Source organism: Nonomuraea sp. NPDC050540, from assembly GCF_044457485.1.
In the GTDB taxonomy this organism is placed as follows: domain Bacteria; phylum Actinomycetota; class Actinomycetes; order Streptosporangiales; family Streptosporangiaceae; genus Nonomuraea.
On sequence record NZ_JBITHA010000001.1, the window covers coordinates 1 to 17658 of the forward strand.

Annotated in this window: 13 protein-coding genes and 2 rRNA genes; all 15 read left to right on the forward strand. The window is 70.5% G+C overall.

Going from position 1 to position 17658, the window contains the following annotated elements:
- Positions 1-89 (forward strand): 23S ribosomal RNA (locus ACIBI5_RS00005); the annotation flags it as partial.
- Positions 90-253: 164 nt separating this feature from the next.
- Positions 254-370, forward strand: a 5S ribosomal RNA gene (rrf, locus tag ACIBI5_RS00010).
- Between the two features lie 556 nt (positions 371-926).
- Complete coding sequence (locus ACIBI5_RS00015) at positions 927-2246, forward strand: bifunctional folylpolyglutamate synthase/dihydrofolate synthase (protein ID WP_397241515.1); 1320 nt, start codon at positions 927-929, stop codon at positions 2244-2246.
- 85 nt (positions 2247-2331) lie between these two features.
- Entirely contained in the window at positions 2332-2673 is a 342-nt protein-coding gene (locus ACIBI5_RS00020; protein WP_397241517.1) for a DUF4233 domain-containing protein, read from the forward strand.
- 11 nt (positions 2674-2684) lie between these two features.
- Positions 2685-4544 (forward strand): hypothetical protein, encoded by a 1860-nt coding sequence (locus ACIBI5_RS00025; protein WP_397241519.1) that lies wholly within the window; start codon positions 2685-2687, stop codon positions 4542-4544.
- 106 nt (positions 4545-4650) lie between these two features.
- The gene (gene ndk / locus ACIBI5_RS00030) at positions 4651-5100 is read left to right on the forward strand and encodes a nucleoside-diphosphate kinase (RefSeq protein ID WP_379628010.1); all 450 of its coding nucleotides are present in this window, start codon (positions 4651-4653) and stop codon (positions 5098-5100) included.
- Between the two features lie 846 nt (positions 5101-5946).
- Positions 5947-6978, forward strand: a complete 1032-nt coding sequence (locus tag ACIBI5_RS00035; protein ID WP_184973123.1) for a rod shape-determining protein — start codon at positions 5947-5949, stop codon at positions 6976-6978.
- Complete coding sequence (mreC, locus tag ACIBI5_RS00040) at positions 6978-7856, forward strand: rod shape-determining protein MreC (RefSeq protein WP_397241521.1); 879 nt, start codon at positions 6978-6980, stop codon at positions 7854-7856. The genes ACIBI5_RS00035 and mreC overlap by 1 nt, the downstream gene beginning before the upstream one ends.
- Entirely contained in the window at positions 7853-8317 is a 465-nt protein-coding gene (gene mreD, locus ACIBI5_RS00045; protein WP_397241523.1) for a rod shape-determining protein MreD, read from the forward strand. Before mreC ends, mreD begins: the two co-directional genes overlap by 4 nt.
- A complete protein-coding gene (mrdA, locus tag ACIBI5_RS00050; protein ID WP_397241525.1) occupies positions 8314-10356 on the forward strand; it encodes a penicillin-binding protein 2 in 2043 nt (680 codons plus the stop codon). The genes mreD and mrdA overlap by 4 nt, the downstream gene beginning before the upstream one ends.
- Positions 10353-11519 carry a rod shape-determining protein RodA gene (gene rodA / locus ACIBI5_RS00055; protein WP_397241527.1) on the forward strand — a complete coding sequence of 389 codons (1167 nt, stop codon included), beginning with the start codon at positions 10353-10355 and terminating at the stop codon, positions 11517-11519. The genes mrdA and rodA overlap by 4 nt, the downstream gene beginning before the upstream one ends.
- A gap of 4 nt (positions 11520-11523) precedes the next feature.
- Entirely contained in the window at positions 11524-11703 is a 180-nt protein-coding gene (locus ACIBI5_RS00060) for a hypothetical protein (protein ID WP_397241529.1), read from the forward strand.
- 20 nt (positions 11704-11723) lie between these two features.
- Positions 11724-13634 (forward strand): TIGR03960 family B12-binding radical SAM protein, encoded by a 1911-nt coding sequence (locus ACIBI5_RS00065; protein WP_397241531.1) that lies wholly within the window; start codon positions 11724-11726, stop codon positions 13632-13634.
- 310 nt (positions 13635-13944) lie between these two features.
- Positions 13945-14709, forward strand: a complete 765-nt coding sequence (locus ACIBI5_RS00070) for a TIGR03936 family radical SAM-associated protein (protein ID WP_397241533.1) — start codon at positions 13945-13947, stop codon at positions 14707-14709.
- A 141-nt stretch (positions 14710-14850) separates the two neighbouring features.
- Entirely contained in the window at positions 14851-17616 is a 2766-nt protein-coding gene (locus tag ACIBI5_RS00075) for an Rne/Rng family ribonuclease (protein WP_397241535.1), read from the forward strand.
- Positions 17617-17658: the final 42 nt, after the last annotated feature.

Sequence of the window (17658 nt, forward strand, 5' to 3'; positions counted from 1 at the left end):
CCCCAGAGACGATGGGGTTGATAGGCCGGAGGTGGAAGCACGGCAACGTGTGGAGCTGACCGGTACTAATAGGCCGAGGACTTGACCACAAAGCATAAGCAACGCCTGTACAGGCACGCGGGTTTTCTTTGCAGCGCTCTGTTACTCTTCGCCGGGTCCAGAGCAGCGCAGGAAGCCTTGCGCGGTCAGGGCATGGTGTTGTGTTGCTCGCGTCCACTACGCAATTCTGAGACAGCAAACAGTCTCAAAGGGTTGCGGCGGTTATGGCGGGAAGGAAACACCCGGTTACATTCCGAACCCGGAAGTTAAGCTTCTCAGCGCCGATGGTACTGCACTCGGGAGGGTGTGGGAGAGTAGGTCACCGCCGCACAAACACGTATGCACGATGAAGGGGTCCAACCTTAGGGTTGGGCCCCTTTTTCGCGTTCACCCCACCACGCAACACGCAACACGACCTTCGTGCACGCCTCCCACCACACCACCCCGCCTGCACTTCCACCCCCACCTGCACCCTCCATCCCCGCCCACACCTCCACCACACGACCCCCCTCGTGCACCTCCACACACGATCCCCGCTGGCCGAGGCTCGCCACCACCGCCCGGCGGGGCACGCCCGGCCCCGCCCCGGCGAGACCTCTGCCACCTCGCCTCGCTTGCCCTCCCGCCCCCGCGGTCTCCCCGACGCTTGTCTGGCGCCGGTGCGGCGAGCACCCCCGCGGGCTTGGACGGTGCAATGCGGACGGACGCCAAGACTCCCGGGGCGCCCCGGGGTGCCCCGCTGTCCGGCTGAGACCTGGCGAACCGGCCGACCCTCGCCCCGGCACGGTCGTTGGGGTCGGGTCGCTGCCGCTTGGTCGGGAACGGGGTTCTGGGGTGGTTGGCTGGTCAGTGGTTTGGGGGGTGGGGGTGGTCAGTAGGGTTGGGGGGTGGACTATCGCGCGGTTGAACGTGCGATCTTGGAGCGGGGCGTCGAGTGGAAGTTCGAGCCGACCCTGGACCGGATCGCGGCTCTCTTGGATCTGCTCGGCTCGCCCCAGCGGGCGTACCCCGTCGTGCATATTGCCGGCACCAACGGTAAGACCAGTACGGCGCGGATGGTTGAGGCGCTGCTGCGGGAGCGGAACCTTCGGGTGGGGAGGTTCACGAGTCCGCACCTGGTGTCGATGCGTGAGCGGATCTGCGTGGATGGCGTGCCGTTGAGTGAGGAGCGGTTCGCTGAGGTGTATGAGGAGATCGCGCCTTATGTGGAGTTGAATGACACCACGGGGCGGCGGATCCAGTTCTTCGAGTTGTTGACGGCCATGGCGTTCGCGGCGTTCGCGGACACTCCTGTGGACGTGGCGGTGGTCGAGACGGGGATGGGTGGCACGTGGGACGCCACCAACGTCGTCGACGGGCAGGTGAACATCATCACGCCCATCTCGCTGGACCACACCGAGCGGCTGGGGCCGGATGTCGCGTCCATCGCCGGGGAGAAGGCGGGCATTGTCAAGGCCGGCTCCACCACTGTGCTGGCGCAGCAGGAGCTTGAGGCCGCTGAGGTGCTGATGCGGCGGGCCGCTGACGTCGGGGCGGTCGTCGCGCGGGAGGGCCTCGAGTTCGGGGTGCTCAACCGGGAGATCGCCATGGGCGGGCAGCTGCTCAGCCTGCGCGGGCTCAAGGGGGTGTACGAGGATGTGTATCTTCCGCTCTACGGGGCTCATCAGGCCGGCAATGCCGTCACCTCGCTGGCGGCCGTCGAGGCGTTGACCGCTGGGGACGATCCGCTTGGCATCGACCTGGTACGGCAGGCGTTCGCCCAGGTGACGTCCCCTGGACGGCTCGAAGTGGTGCGTCGGGATCCGACGGTCGTCATCGACGCGGCGCACAATCCGGGCGGCATGCAGGCCACACTCGACGGGCTGCACGAGGCGTTCGACTTCGCCAAGGTGATCGGGGTCGTCGCGGTCATGCGGGACAAGGACGTCGCCACGATCCTGGACCTCCTGGAGCCCGTGCTGGAGGAGATCATCGTGACCCGTAACTCCTCGCCGCGCTCCATGGCGCCGGAGGAGCTGGGGGCGCTGGCCGAGGGGTACTTCGGCGCCGATCGGGTGCACGTGGTGGACCGTCTCGACGAGGCCATCGACCGCGGCATCGGGATCGCGGACGCGGAAGGCGAGTTCAGCGGGACCGGGGTGCTGATCACTGGTTCGGTGATCACGGCCGGTGACGCGCGGTACCTGCTGAAGGTGGACGGGCAGTGAGCGGACCCATCTGTGCCGCGGCGTTGACCGGCGGCGATAGCCGTACCCTGTGGTGGGGCGGTTGTGCCGGTGAGAGGGGTGTGAGGTGAGTTTCGTCGTCACGCCGGGCATGCGCAGGCTGGGTGCCAGTGTGCTCGGGATGGAAGCGATCATGGCCGGGCTGATTACGCCCGTGGCGATTACGGTGAGTGGTGTCGCGCCGGCGCTGGCCATGGTGGCGGGGCTGGGGCTGGCGGTGCTGTGCGTCGTGGCGATCGGGCTGCTCAAGCGGCCTGTCGGGTACGTGGTCGGCAGCCTGGTGCAGGTCTTGGCGATCGCCACGGGGTTCCTCGTGTCCATGATGTTCTTCCTCGGCGCGATCTTCGCGGCCCTGTGGATCACCGCGATATTCGTCGCTCGCCGTGTCGAGGGCGTGACTTCCCGCTAAAGTCGGCCTACATGGCCGTCCCCCCAATCCAGCGGTCCCCGAACGCGGCTGCCGCCGGGCCCACCGCAGGCGCGAAGTTCCCGTGGTTGCTCGACCTCGTGCTCGGGCTGCTCATCGTCGCTGCTCTGCCGCTGGCGATCATCGCGATCCCCAACACCGTCTCCGTCGTCTCCGATCTGCTTCCGGCGGAGATCGACCGGGTCGGGCTGATGCGCGCGCACGGGCTCGCCCTTCCGGCGATGATGCTGACCGTCCCGTTGGCCGCCGTGGCGCTGCGCCGCATGCGGGTCACGTACGTGCTCGTCGCCGGTCTCGCCCTGCTGGCCGTGGCCGACGCGGCCGGCGGATACGCGGGCACCTCGTTCATGGTGGGCGTGCTGCGCGTGCTCCACGGTGTCGGCGCGGGCGTGCTGATCCCCGCCACGCTGGTGGCCGCCTGGGGACGTCCGCCGGTGGTGCGCGCCGTGTGGGCCGGCATGCTGGCCGTCAGCCTCCTGGCCGCCCAGGCGCTCGCGCTGTGGCCGCTGCACCAGGTCGACCGCTGGCAGGTCACGCTCCAGCCGTATCCGCTGCTGACCGGGATCGCGCTGGGTCTCGCGGCGGCGTACCTGCTGGTCTGGTTGCTGCAGGGTGAGAGCGCGTCGCCGACGCCTCGGGCCAGGGAACGTAGCCGGTTGCTGCTGGCGGCCGTTCCCGCCGCGGGCATCGCGGTTCTCGCCATCAGTACGGCCAGCCAGGACTGGAAGGCCGGGCTGGTGGTGCTGGTCGCCGTGTTGTCCATCGCGGCGCTGCTGGCCCTGGCCACGATCGGGACCGGTGAGAGCCGGACGCTGGCCTACACGTTCGTCGCGATCGGGGTCGTGCTGCTGCCGACCGTGGCGCAGGTGACCTATGTGGAGATGGGCGGGCTTGGCGGGCCTGGGCTGAAGGGGTTGTGGCTGCCGTTCGTGGTGGCCGCGGTGCTGGCGGTCGTGGCCGGGGCCGGGGTGGCGTTGTTCGGCGGGTCCGCGCTGCGGTGGCTGGCTCCGGCCGGGTTGCTGCTGCTCGTGCTGGGGCTGGCCACGGTGCGGCTCATGGTGCCGGCGGCCGAGGGGACGGTGCTGGTGGTGCCGTTCACGCTCATGGCCGTCGGGGCCGCGGTGGCGCTGACCGCGGCGCTTCGGCAGACGAGTGTGGGTGTGGCGCTGTTCGGGCTGGCGTTGTGCTTTCCCGGGGTGTTGTCCGGGTACCTGCTCGGGACCGGCGTCCAGGTCATGATGCTGCGCGGGCAGCGCTCGGCTCAGGGGATCGTGGACGCGTTCGTCGAGGCGTTGCACACGTGGGCGCTGATCGGCGGGTTCCTGACGGTGGCGGTGATCGTGCTGGGCGCGTTGCTGGCCCGGCGGCCCGGCGGGGCCGTTGAGGAGGGTGACGGGTCTGCGGCGGGCGGCGCCGTACCGGATGGTGCGGGGGCTTCTGACGGTGGGTCTCGTGGCGAGGTCTCAGGCGTGGAGGAGCGGCTGGGCATGGAGGCCCTCGTGGTGGCGGACGCTCGAAGTGAGACGGACGCCGCCGAGACGGGCCCGGATGAGACGGGCGCCGCCGGGGCGGAGCGGGACGACGCGGGCGCTGCCGAGGTGGAGCGCGACGACGCGGGCGGCGTCGGGGCTGCTCCGTCTGACGTGGTCGAGGAGGATGTGGTCGCGGAGGACGAGGGTGTGGATGAGGAGGATCGGCCCACAGGGGAGATTCCTCGTGTCGTGCTGCCCACGCCGGTCAACGGGGACTCGCCGGACACGGCCGATCCCGCCCGGGTGGCCGGTGAGCGCGACGGGCCGTCGCCCGCGGTTCCGCCGCCCGCGCAGTCGCCCGAGGACAATGAGCGGCCCTGAGTGCCGCGAGAGCAGGGGAACCGCCGTGGGACGGTAAGCTGTGCCGCGTCGCCGCTACGCGAGGACGGACACCGTCTCGTGGTGCGGACTCGCGGAGCGAAAGCTGATGCTCGCCCCCACCAATCCGTTCAAAGGAGAACCTCACGTGTCCGAGCGCACTCTTGTCCTGATCAAGCCTGACGGGGTGAAGCGTGGCCTCATCGGTGACGTGATCGCCCGCGTGGAGCGCAAGGGCCTCAAGGTCGTCGCCATGGATCTGCGCACGCTCGACGTCGACACCGCCAAGGCCCACTACGCCGAGCACTCCGAGCGGCCGTTCTTCGGCGAGCTGGTGGAGTTCATCACCTCGGCGCCGCTGGTGGCGCTGGTGCTGGAGGGGCCGCGCGCGGTCGAGGCGTTCCGGGCGCTGGCGGGGCTGACCGACCCGGTCAAGTCCGCTCCCGGCACGATCCGCGGCGACCACGCGCTGGAGATCGGCGAGAACGTCGTCCACGGGTCCGACTCGCCGGAGTCCGCCGCCCGCGAGATCAAGATCTTCTTCCCGGACCGCTTCTAGTCCCCACGCGCCTCTTCAGGCTCGGGCAGCCTGCCCGTTCGCGCCCGCACAGCTCTGTGCGGGCGCTTTCGTGTTTCCTGGGGTGTTGTCCTGCCTTGGGCGCTCGGGGCGCTCGGGGCGCTCGGGGTGTTTTGGGGTTACGGCAAGCCCCCATGCCGCCGACCGCCGTCGTGGGCCGCCGGCCTCTTCCGAGCGGCCGGCAGTCGGACGGGGTGCTCGCCGCTACAAAGCACGTCTGGCCGGACGCCGTGGCCTGGCTGAGCGCCGTAGAGGGGCGCCGGGCTCCACCGGCGCCACGTTCCGCCGTGCGGCGCCTCAAAGCGCTCCTGGGGCCGTGGGGTGGGCAGGGCTGCGGAGGTGGCTCCAGGAGGCGAGGCGTGGGTGTGGCTGCCCGGAGTGGGTGTGAACTGCGCGGAGCGGTTGTGGAGCGGGGCAGGGCGGGAGCGGACCGGCGAGCGCGGGGGTGCGAAATGCCGGGTGGGGCGGTGGCGGGAGGTGCGCATGCGGCGGAAGGCGGCGGGTGGGTGTGGGGCGGTGGAGGACGGCCGGGGTGGGATGGGATGTGTCCTGGGGCGGGATGCGTGGAGGGTGCTTGCGGCGGGGGCTTGGGGTGTTGGCGGGTGGGTTGGGTTGGGGGTGGGTGTCAAAAGGCGGTGATGGCTGGCTATATCGGTCTTGGGGTGGGGGCTATCGAGGGCTGATGGGGTAAAGAGGGCGATACCGGAGGTACGCAAGATTTTTCTGGGACGGTGGTGCTCATTGCGCTCACCGGTGGGTACGTCACGTTACGATTCGAATGCGATCCGTAGTCATCAGTGAAGGACGTTACGGAAGGCTCCGTTCCCCATGGGCAGCAAGCTCGCCTTTCTCGGCCGCGACATGGCGGTCGACCTCGGCACCGCCAACACGTTGGTCTACGTGCGCGGCCGGGGCATCGTGCTCAACGAGCCGTCCGTCGTGGCCATCAACACGGCGACCGGCAAGATCGTCGCGGTGGGCATCGAGGCCAAGCGCATGATCGGGCGGACGCCCGGCAACATCGTCGCCGTGCGCCCGCTCAAGGACGGCGTGATCGCCGACTTCGACGTCACCGAGCGCATGCTGCGCTACTTCATCCAGCGCGTGCACAAGCGCCGCCACTTCGCCAAGCCGCGCATCATCATCGCGGTGCCCAGCGGCATCACCGGGGTTGAGCAGCGGGCGGTGAAAGAGGCGGGGTATCAGGCGGGGGCCAGGAAGGTGTACATCGTCGAGGAGCCCATGGCGGCCGCGATCGGCGCCGGGCTGCCCGTGCACGAGCCGACCGGGAACATGGTCGTCGACATCGGCGGCGGCACGACCGAGGTGGCCATCATCTCGATGGGCGGGGTCGTGACCAGCCAGTCGATCAGGGTGGGCGGGGACGAGCTCGACCAGGCGGTGATCACCTTCGCCAAGAAGGAGTTCTCGCTGATGCTCGGTGAGCGCACCGCCGAGGAGATCAAGATGGCGATCGGGTCGGCGTGCCCGACCTCCGACGAGTGCCATGCGGAGATCCGGGGGCGCGATCTGGTCAGCGGGCTGCCGAAGACGATCGTGGTGTCGGCCGAGGAGATCAGGAAGGCCACCGAGGAGCCGGTCAACGCCATCGTCGACGCGGTGAAGACGACGCTCGACAAGTGCCCGCCCGAGCTGTCCGGCGATCTCATGGATCGCGGCATCGCTCTCACCGGTGGCGGGGCCCTGCTCAAGGGGATGGACGAGCGCATCAAGGCCGAGACCGGCATGCCCGTCCATCTGGTGGAGAACGCGCTCGACTCGGTCGCGCTCGGCTCCGGCAAGTGCGTCGAGGAGTTCGAGGCACTTCAGCAGGTGCTCGTTCCGGAGTCGCGGCACTGATGAAGGACACGCGCCGCGCCCGGCTCATCCTAGGACTGCTGCTGACGGCGGCGCTCGTGCTCGTGACGGTCGACCACCGCACCGGCGACGGCTCGCCGTTCACGGCGCTCAGGTCGGCGGGATCCTGGGCCTTCGGCACCGCTGAGCAGGCCGCGACCACGCTCGCCAGCCCGGTGACCGGTTTCATTCAGGCTCTGGCCAACGCCCCCGGCGCCCAGGCGGACATCGAGCGTCTCAAGGCGGACAACGCGCGCCTGCGCGCCCAGATCGCGGCCGGGCGGCTCGACGCCTCGCGCTCGGCGGAGCTCCGGCGGCTGCTGGGGCTGGCCGGGACGGGCGGCTACAAGGTGGTGACGGCCAACGTCGTGGCCAGGCGCGGGCAGCCGGGGTTCGAGGAGGCCGTCGAGATCGACGCCGGCACCGACGACGGCGTACGCGCCGAGATGACCGTGCTCAACGCCGACGGGCTGGTCGGCAGGGTGATCAGGGCGGCGGCGACCACCTCCACGGTGGTGCTGCTCAGCGATCCCGCCTCGGCCACGGGCGCGCGGATGGAGGGCGGCAACGAGATCGGCGTCGTGCACGGTGTGGGGGAGAACGGGCGGCTGGTGCGGTTCCGGCTGCTCGACTCGACCGCGCCGATCAACCGGGGCGCCCGGCTGGTCAGCTTCGGGTCGCAGCGCGGCATGCCGTACGTGCCGGGGGTGCCCGTCGGGGTGATCGAGCGGGTCGAGGCGACGCCGGGTGAGCTGACCCGCATCGCGTACGCGCGTCCGTATGCCGACCTGACCGCGCTGGACGTGGTCGGGGTGGTGGTCCAGGCGCCCAAGCGGGACCCGCGTGACGCGGTCCTTCCGGCGAGGGCGAGCGCGCGATGATTCCGGGCCTGGTCGTCGTGGCGGCGGTGCTGCTGCAGCTCATCGTGGTCAACCGGCTGCCGCTGCCCGGCGGCGGGATGCCGGACCTGGTGCTGCTCGCGGTGGTCGGGGTGGCCATGATGCGCGGGCCGGCGATGGGGGCGGCGATCGGGTTCTGCTCGGGGCTGCTGGTGGACGTGGTGCCGCCGACGGCGCACGTGGCGGGGGAGTACGCGTTCGTGCTCACGGTCGTCGGGTTCCTGGCGGGGCGCGGGCTGGGCGGTGTGGTGCCGACGGTGGTGGCCTGCATCCTGGCCGCTCCGCTGCTGGCCGCGGTGGTCGGCGGGCTGGTCGGCGAGCAGGGGGTGACGCTGGCGGCGGTGGCCGTCAAGGCGCCGGTCACGGTGGTCTACACGCTGGTCGCGGCGCCGGTGGTGATCTGGGCGGTGACCCGGGGGAAGCAGCCGAGGTATGCGGTATGAGCAGGATGAGAACCCGGCTGGTCGTGCTGAACGTGCTGGTCGTCACGCTGATCGCGGTGCTGGCCGTGCGCCTGTGGCAGGTCCAGGTGGTACGCGGGATCGAGTACGTCTCGGCGGCGGCCGAGACCAGGACACGCGGCGTGGTGGTGCCGTCGGTGCGTGGGCAGATTCTGGACTCCGCGGGCCAGCCGCTGGTGCGCAACCGCACCGCGCTGGTCGTCTCCGTGGACCGGACCTCGCTCACGCGCATGCCGCGCGGCGGCCAGGAGGTGCTGGAGAAGCTCGCCGCCGTGCTGGGGCGGCCGGTCAAACTGCTGGAGAAGCGGATCCGGTCGTGCGGTCCGGGGGTGACCAGGCCGTGCTGGCCGGGCTCGCCGTACCAGCCGATTCCGATCGACGAGACGGTCAGCACGCGTGAGGCGCTGCAGATTCTGGAGCGGCAGGAGGAGTTCCCCGGGGTGACCGCGGAGGTGCAGGCGGTCAGGGAGTATCCGCACGGCAAGGCGGCGGCGCAGCTGGTCGGGTACCTGCAGCCGGTCACGCAGGAGGAGCTGGAGAAGCGCGACGGCCTCAAGGCCGCCTTCTCCGGCGTCGATCTGGTGGGGCGGGACGGGCTGGAGTCCGTCTATGACGAGGCGCTGCGCGGCAAGCCGGGGCTGCGCCGGGTCCAGGTGGACAGGCTCGGCAAGGTCATCGGGGTGGAGCAGCAGGTGGCGCCGGTCTCCGGGGACACGTTGATCACCAGCATCGACGGGCGCGTGCAGGCCATCGTGGAGAAGGCGCTCGACGGGGCCATGAAGCGGGCGCCCAAGGCGGACGGCGCGGCCGGGGTGGTGCTCGACGCGCGTACCGGGCGGGTGGTGGCGCTGGCCAGCGCGCCCGGCTACAACCCGGCGATCTGGACCGGCGGGATCTCCGAGAAGGAGTACCAGGACCTGCTGTCGGACAAGGCGGGGCGGCCGCTGGTGTCGCGGGCGATCAAGGGGACGTTCGCGCCCGGCTCGACGTTCAAGGTCTCCTCGGTGGCGGCCATGCTGCGCTCCGGCTACCCGCTGAACGGGACCTACGGCTGCCCGGGGTCGTTCATGGTGGGCGACCGGCCGTTCAACAACTTCCGCGGGATCGGGCTGGGGACGCTGACCCTGCACACCGCGCTGGTCAAGTCCTGCGACACGATCTTCTACAAGTCCTCCTACGAGCAGTGGATCAAGGACGGCGGACTGCACCCGAAGAAGCCGCCCCGCCAGCCCTTCGAGAACACCGCCAGGGCCTTCGGCTTCGGCCGGCCCACCGGGATCGACCTGCCGGGCGAGTCGGCCGGGCGCATCCCCGACCGCGACTGGAAGAAGGACCTCTGGGGCCAGACCAGCGCCGACAACTGCAAGCGCTCGCGCACCGGATACCCGGAGGTGAAGAGCGCCTCGCGGGCCGCCTTCCTCAAGCGCCTGGCCTACGAGAACTGCGTCGAGGGCTACCTGCTGCGTCCCGGCGACGCCGCCAACTTCTCCATCGGGCAGGGCGACGTGCTGGTCACGCCGCTGCAGCTCGCCGCCGCCTACGCCGCGCTGGTCAGCGACGGCAAGCTGCGCAGTCCACGCGTGGCCTGGGCGAGGGTACGGCCGGACGGCACGCTGGTCCAGCGCATCGACCCGCCGGTCACCGGCAAGCTGCCCATCAGCGAGAAGGAACGCGCCTACATCAAGAACGCGCTCAGCCAGGTCGCCTCCGACGGCACCGCGGCCGGGGCCTTCGGCGGGTTCCCCATGGACCAGGTGCGCATCGGCGGCAAGACCGGCACCGCGGAGGTGTGGGGCAAGGAGGACACCTCCTGGTTCGCCTCGTTCGCGCCCACCGAGAAGCCGCGGTTCGTGGTGGTCGCCATGGTCTCGCAGGGCGGGATGGGCGGGTCCACGGCGGCGCCGGCCGTACGGGAGATCTATGAGGGCATCTACGGGATCAAGCAGCCGGCCGCGCTGCCGGACGGGAAACCCGCCTCCAAGCTGCCGATGATCGCGCGGGACGGGACGGTCACCCGATGACGGACCGCACGCTGCTGGCCAGGCGCCGCTCGTTCACCACCCGCGCCGTGGGCGCGCAGTCGACCGTGTGGCGGCTCGACGGCGTGCTGCTGGTCTCGGTCGCGGCGTTGTGCGTGATCGGCACGCTGCTGGTGTGGTCGTCCACGCGTACGTGGGCGCCGGGCTCGACCGGGCTGGTCAAGAAGCACGTGCTGAACCTGGCCATCGGGGCGGCGCTGTGCGGGGCGGTGGCGATGATCGACCACCGGTTGCTGCGCGCGTACGCGCCCGTGGTGTACCTGGTGACGCTCGTCGGGCTGGCCCTCGTGGTCACGCCGCTCGGCACCACGGTCAACGGGTCCCACTCGTGGATCATGCTGGGTGGCGGGTTCGCGGTGCAGCCGTCGGAGTTCGCCAAGCTCGGGCTGGTGCTGATGTTGTCGATGCTGCTGGCCCAGCCGGCGGAGGGCACCGATCGGCCGCGCGGGCTGGACATGCTGTTCGTGGTGGTCATGGCGGCGATCTCGATGGGGCTCGTCATGCTCCAGCCGGACCTCGGCACCACGCTGGTTCTGGCGGTGATCACCGTCGGCGGGCTGGTGATCGCCGGAGTGCGCAAGCGGTGGATGATCCTGCTCGCGCTCACCTCGGTGGCGGGCGCGGTGGCGGTGTGGACGCTGGATCTGCTGGAGCCGTACCAGGTGGCGCGGTTCACGGCCTTCATCGACCCGAGCGTGGACCCGCGCGGCGTCGGCTACAACTCCACGCAGGCGCTGATCGCGATCGGCTCCGGCCAGGTGTTCGGCAAGGGACTGCTGGACGGCGGGCAGACGACCGGGCGCTTCGTGCCCGAGCAGCACACCGACTTCATCTTCACCGTGGCCGGCGAGGAGTTCGGCTTCCTCGGCTCGGTGACCGTGGTGGCGCTGCTCGGCGTGGTGCTGATCCGCGGGCTGAAGATCGCCCGGCAGTGCGAGGACCGCTTCGGGACGCTGGTCGCCGGCACGATCGTGTGCTGGCTGGCCTTCCAGACCTTCGTCAACATCGGGATGACCGTCGGCATCATGCCCATCACCGGGCTCCCGCTGCCCTTCGTCTCCTACGGCGGCACCGCGACGTTCGCGAATCTCATCGCCATTGGGCTGCTACAGGCGATAAGGATCAGGGAACAGGCGTTTAATTAGAAGTATGTTCGTGGCCTACTGCGACGAGTGCGGGGACCGCTTCCTGCTTCCCGCCAGCCACGTCGTCGCCGTGCACAATCTCGCCAGCGGCGTCATCGCTGTCGAGCTGACCTGTTACGAGAACCACCGCGTCCTCGTCATGAGCGGAAACGACATCGACATCCAGGGACCTGCCACCGTCTGAGCGCGGATAGGCTGGGACCCATGTCTGTCGAGTCGATTTTCCCACGCCTGGAAGCGCTGCTGCCCAGAGTGCAGAAGCCGATCCAGTATGTCGGCGGTGAGCTCAACTCGACGGTCAAGGACTGGGACGAGGCGGACGTGCGCTGGGCGCTGATGTACCCGGACGCCTATGAGGTGGGGCTGCCCAACCAGGGCGTGGCGATCCTCTACGAGATTCTCAACGAGCTGCCCCAGACCCTGGCCGAGCGCACCTACTCGGTGTGGCCCGACCTCGAGGCGCTGATGCGCGAGCACGGCGTGCCGCAGTTCACCGTCGACGGCCACCGCCCGGTGCGCGCCTTCGACGTGCTCGGCCTCTCCTTCTCCACCGAGCTCGGCTACACCAACATGCTGACCGCGCTCGATCTGGCCGGCATCCCGCTGCTGGCGGCCGAGCGCGGCGAGGACGACCCGATCGTCCTGGCCGGCGGGCACGCCGCCTTCAACCCCGAGCCGATCGCCGACTTCCTCGACGCGGCCGTGCTGGGCGACGGCGAGCAGATCGCCATCGCCATCAGCGAGGTCATCCGCGAGTGGAAGCAGGAGGGCAGCCCCGGCGGACGCGACGAGCTGCTGATGCGCCTGGCCGAGTCCGGCGGCGTCTACGTGCCCAGGTTCTACGACGTGGACTACCACCCCGACGGCCGCATCAAGCGTGTGGCGCCCAACCGGCCCGAGGTGCCCTGGCGCGTCCACAAGCACACCGTCATGGACCTCGACGAGTGGCCCTACCCGAAGAAGCCGCTGGTCCCGCTGGCCGAGACGGTCCACGAGCGGTTCAGCGTGGAGATCTTCCGCGGCTGCACGCGCGGCTGCCGCTTCTGCCAGGCCGGCATGATCACCCGTCCGGTCCGCGAGCGCTCGATCACCACGATCGGCGCCATGGTCGACAACGGCATCAAGGAGTCCGGCTTCAACGAGGTCGGCCTGCTGTCGCTGTCGTCGGCCGACCACTCCGAGATCGGCGCGGTCGCCAAGGGCCTGGCCGACCGCTACGAGGGCACCAACACCTCGCTGTCGCTGCCCTCCACCCGCGTCGACGCCTTCAACATCGACCTGGCCAACGAGTTCTCCCGCAACGGCCGCCGCTCCGGGCTGACCTTCGCCCCCGAAGGCGGCTCCGAGCGCATGCGCAAGGTGATCAACAAGATGGTCACCGAGGAAGACCTCATCCGCACCGTCACCACCGCCTACTCCCAGGGCTGGCGGCAGGTCAAGCTCTACTTCATGTGCGGGCTGCCCACCGAGCGGGACGAGGACGTGCTCGGCATCGCCGACCTGGCCAAGAAGGTGATCCAGGCCGGTCGCGAGGCCACCGGCTCGCGCGACATCCGCTGCACCGTCTCCATCGGCGGCTTCGTGCCCAAGCCGCACACGCCGTTCCAGTGGGCCGCCCAGGCCGATCACGAGACCGTCGACCGGCGGCTCAAGGAGCTGCGCGACACCGTCAGAAACGACCGCCAGTACGGGCGGGCCATCGGCTTCCGCTACCACGACGGCAAGCCGTCCATCGTCGAGGGCCTGCTCTCGCGCGGCGACCGCCGGGTCGGGGCCGTCATCAGGGCCGTCTGGGAGGACGGCGGGCGCTTCGACGGGTGGAGCGAGCACTTCTCCTACGACCGGTGGATGGCCGGCGCCGCCAAGGCGGGCGTGGACGTCGGCTGGTACACCACCCGCGAGCGCGAGGAGAACGAGGTCCTGCCCTGGGACCACCTCGACGCCGGGCTCGACCGCGAGTGGCTGTGGCAGGACTGGCAGGATGCGGTCAACGAGACCGAGGTCGAGGACTGCCGCTGGACGCCGTGCTACGACTGCGGCGTCTGCCCGACGATGGGAACCGAGATCCAGATCGGGCCGACCGGAAAGAAGCTTCTGCCGCTCACCGTGGTGTGACGCGACACGCGCGGGCGACCGGACGGGCCGGGAATTGGGTCAAGGTTTCGCCGTGACGGCGGGCTGTGTGTCCGACGTGGGAAGCGATCCCCATGATCGGCGCCCGCCCACGTCGGCGGGTGGCGTGGGGATGGCTTCGCCGTAACTCCGGACGAAAGCCATAACGGAGAGCTACCAACATCGGCGCGCATAGAGAACAGCGCGTACAGTCTCCGCGCGAGGCGGCTTATCCTGTGAGGAGGAAACTCTGACACGGGAAGGACGCAACGCTCTGAAACCTGTTCCCGACGGGCCACCGCCCGCGCCCACGGTGCAGCGGTTTCGCGTCCGCTACGCCAAGCGCGGCCGCCTGCGCTTCACCAGCCACCGCGACATCTCGCGGGCCGTCGAGAGGGCGGTCCGCCGTGCCGGCATTCCGGTTGCCTTCAGCGCGGGCTTCTCGCCCCACCCCAAGATCTCCTACGCGGGCGCGGCGCCGACCGGCGTCGCCAGCGAGGCCGAATACCTTGAGATCGGTGTCACGGAGCCGTGTGATCCCGGACGGATCCGCGCCGACCTGGACGCTTCCCTGCCACCCGGTCTCGACGTGCTCGAAGTGGTCGAAGCACGCTCCGGTGGCCTGGCTGATCGCCTGGAGGTCTCCACGTGGGAGCTGCGGCTGCCCGGCGCGGATCGCGAGCTGGCCGGTGTGGCGGTGGAGAAGTTCCTCGCCGCCGGCGCCGTCGAGGTTGAGCGCCTCACGAAGAAAGGCCCCCGCCGCTTCGACGCGCGGGAGGCGGTGCGGATGCTTGAGATCTCCGAGGGAACGGAGAGAACCGCAGCTCAGGTGCCCGGACAGTCGTGTGTCATACTGCGCATGGTTGTTCGGCACGTGACTCCTGCCGTTCGACCCGACGACGTGCTCACAGGATTGCGCCTTGTGGCCGACTTCGCGCCGCCGGTTCCCCCCGAGGTAACCAGGCTGGCGCAGGGGCCGCTGGACGCGTCCGGTGGGCCTGCCGACCCGTTCGACCTTGACCGCGACATCACGCGCGGCGGCGAAGCGGGACCGGCGGGCGAGCACGCCGCCGGATAGGAACCGCCTGGCGGCCCGCCAGGCGTATCCGCTGACAGGACTTGGCGCCAACACCCCATACGGGGCGGGGGCGGACAACGAGACACGAGGGCTCCTGCGCGGCGCGGCGACGCGCCCGGGAGCTGACGGGAGAGCGCCCGCATGCTCGAGAACGAGCCCAACGGCGGGGCCAACGGCCCCGACGGGGAGACAACTGAAGATCAGCCCACAACCAAACCGCGCCGGGCAGCCCGGCCGGCCGGGCCGCCTCCGGAACTGCCGGAGGAGGCCGCGCCATCCGTGCTGACGGTGTCCGCCGCTCAGGTGACCAGCCCGGCCGAGGAGGCCGTGGCCGAAGCCGTCGAGCAGCCCAAGCGGGCCGCCAGGAGCCGGTCCACGGCGACGACGACGCGCCGCCGTACCAAGAAGGCCGAGGAAGGCGAGGAGCCGGCCGCGGACGAGAAGCCCAAGCGGGCTTCGCGCCGTGCCGCCGGTCCGCCGCCCGAGGTCGAGGATCTTCCCGTGAGTACGGCTGCCGCCCTCGGGAGCGCTCCCGCGGAGGAGGCGCCGGTCAAGCGGACGCGGCGTACCGCCAAGGCCAAGGCCGAGCCGGTCGAGGAGGAGGCCGCCGCACCGGTCAAGCGGACGCGGCGTACGCGCAAGAAGGCCGAGGAGGAGCCGGAGAGCCCGGTCGAGACCGCGGTCGAGACGGTCGTGGCCGAGGCCGCACCCGTCGTCGAGGCCGCGGCCGAGGTGCTGGACGAGCTGCCCGAGGTCGAGCCGCTCGACGACGAGCCCGCCGGCGAGGACCTCGACGAGGACCAGCCCAACCTGCTGGCCGACCCGTTCGGGCTGACCGCACGGCGCATGGAGCAGGGCGGCGCGTCCTTCGAACGGCCGGCGGCGATCTTCGCCCCGCTGTTCCAGGCGCCCGACCCGAGCCAGGCGCAGCCGGTGGCGCCCCGCCGTCCCGAGCCCGAGCCCGTCGTGGCCGAGGTGGTCGAGGAGAGCGCCGACACCGACGCGGAGCTCGACACCGACACCGACGGCGATGCCGACGGCGAGGACGAGAGCGGCGGTCGTCGCCGTCGCCGCCGTCGCGGCGGCCGCGGACGGGGCAAGTCCCGCGAGCGTGACGACTCCGACGACTCCGACGACGAGCAGGACGACGAGGAGCAGAGCGAGGACGACTCCCAGGAAGAGGAGGCCTCCAGCTCGCGTCGCCGCCGCCGGCGCCGCCGGCGCGGCTCCGACGAGCAGCCCGAGCCGGCCAGCGACGACCCGCCGAACACCGTCGTGCGCATCCGCGCGCCGCGTTCCGGGCGGGCCGCCGCGCTCGACACCTCCAGCGACGGCGTGCAGAGCGTGCGCGGCTCCACCCGGCTTGAGGCCAAGAAGCAGCGCCGCCGCGAGGGCCGCGAGCTCGGCCGCCGGCGTCCGCCGATCATCACCGAGTCCGAGTTCCTCGCCAGGCGCGAGTCCGTCGACCGGATGATGGTGGTGCGCCGCCAGGGCGACCGCACCCAGATCGCCGTGCTGGAAGACGGCATCCTGGTCGAGCACTACGTCAACCGCGAGGCCAGCCAGTCCTACGTCGGCAACGTCTACCTGGGCAAGGTCCAGAACGTGCTGCCGTCGATGGAGGCCGCCTTCGTCGATATCGGCAAGGGCCGCAACGCCGTCCTGTACGCCGGCGAGGTCAACTTCGACACCGCCGGGCTGGAGGGCCAGCCCAAGCGCATCGAGGCGGCGCTGAAGTCCGGCCAGTCGGTGCTGGTGCAGGTCACCAAGGACCCGATCGGCCACAAGGGCGCCCGGCTGACGTCGCAGATCAGCCTTCCCGGCCGCTACCTCGTGTACGTCCCGGACGGTTCGATGACCGGCATCAGCCGCAAGCTGCCCGACAAGGAGCGCACGCGGCTCAAGAGCATTCTCAAGAAGGTCATGCCGGAGAACGCCGGCGTCATCGTGCGCACGGCCGCCGAGGGCGCCTCCGAGGACGAGCTCGCCCGCGACGTGTCCCGGTTGTCGGCGCAGTGGGAGGCCATCCAGAAGAAGGCCAAGTCCGCGAGCCCGCCGGAGCTGCTGTCGGCCGAGCCCGACCTGACGATCCGCGTCGTGCGCGACGTCTTCAACGAGGACTTCACCTCGCTGGTGGTCCAGGGCGAGGAGGCGTGGGAGACGGTCGACGAGTACGTCAAGTACGTCGCCCCGCACCTGGCCGACCGCCTGAACCGGTGGGAGGAGGAGACCGACGTCTTCGAGTCCTACCGGATCGACGAGCAGCTCGGCAAGGCGCTGGAGCGCAAGGTGTGGCTGCCCAGCGGCGGCTCCCTGGTCATCGACCGCACCGAGGCGATGACCGTCGTCGACGTCAACACCGGCAAGTTCACCGGCCAGGGCGGCAACCTGGAGGAGACGGTCACCAGGAACAACCTGGAGGCGGCCGAGGAGATCGTGCGCCAGCTGCGGCTGCGCGACATCGGCGGCATCATCGTGATCGACTTCATCGACATGGTGCTGGAGTCCAACCGCGACCTGGTGCTGCGCCGGCTGCTGGAGTGCCTGGCCCGCGACCGTACCAAGCACCAGGTGGCCGAGGTCACCTCGCTGGGCCTGGTCCAGATGACGCGTAAGCGGGTCGGCCAGGGGCTGCTGGAGGCGTTCTCGACGCCGTGCGACTGCTGCAACGGCCGCGGCCTGATCGTCTCCACGGAGCCGGTCGAGTCCAAGCCGGAGCCGCGGGGCACGCAGGGCAAGATGGCGGTCGAGAAGGCGGTCGCGGACAAGGTCTCCGCGGCTTCCGGAGCCGGGAACCGTGATACTGTGACCGGTGCGCTTGACGACGTCCCATCCGAGGATGACCAGGCGAACCAGACTTCTGGCAGGGGGCGGCGACGCTCCCGCCGAGCCAAGTCGGCCGAGTAGCCAGGCGCTCCCGCCAGGGAGCGCTCCTCGGTTGACAGTCCG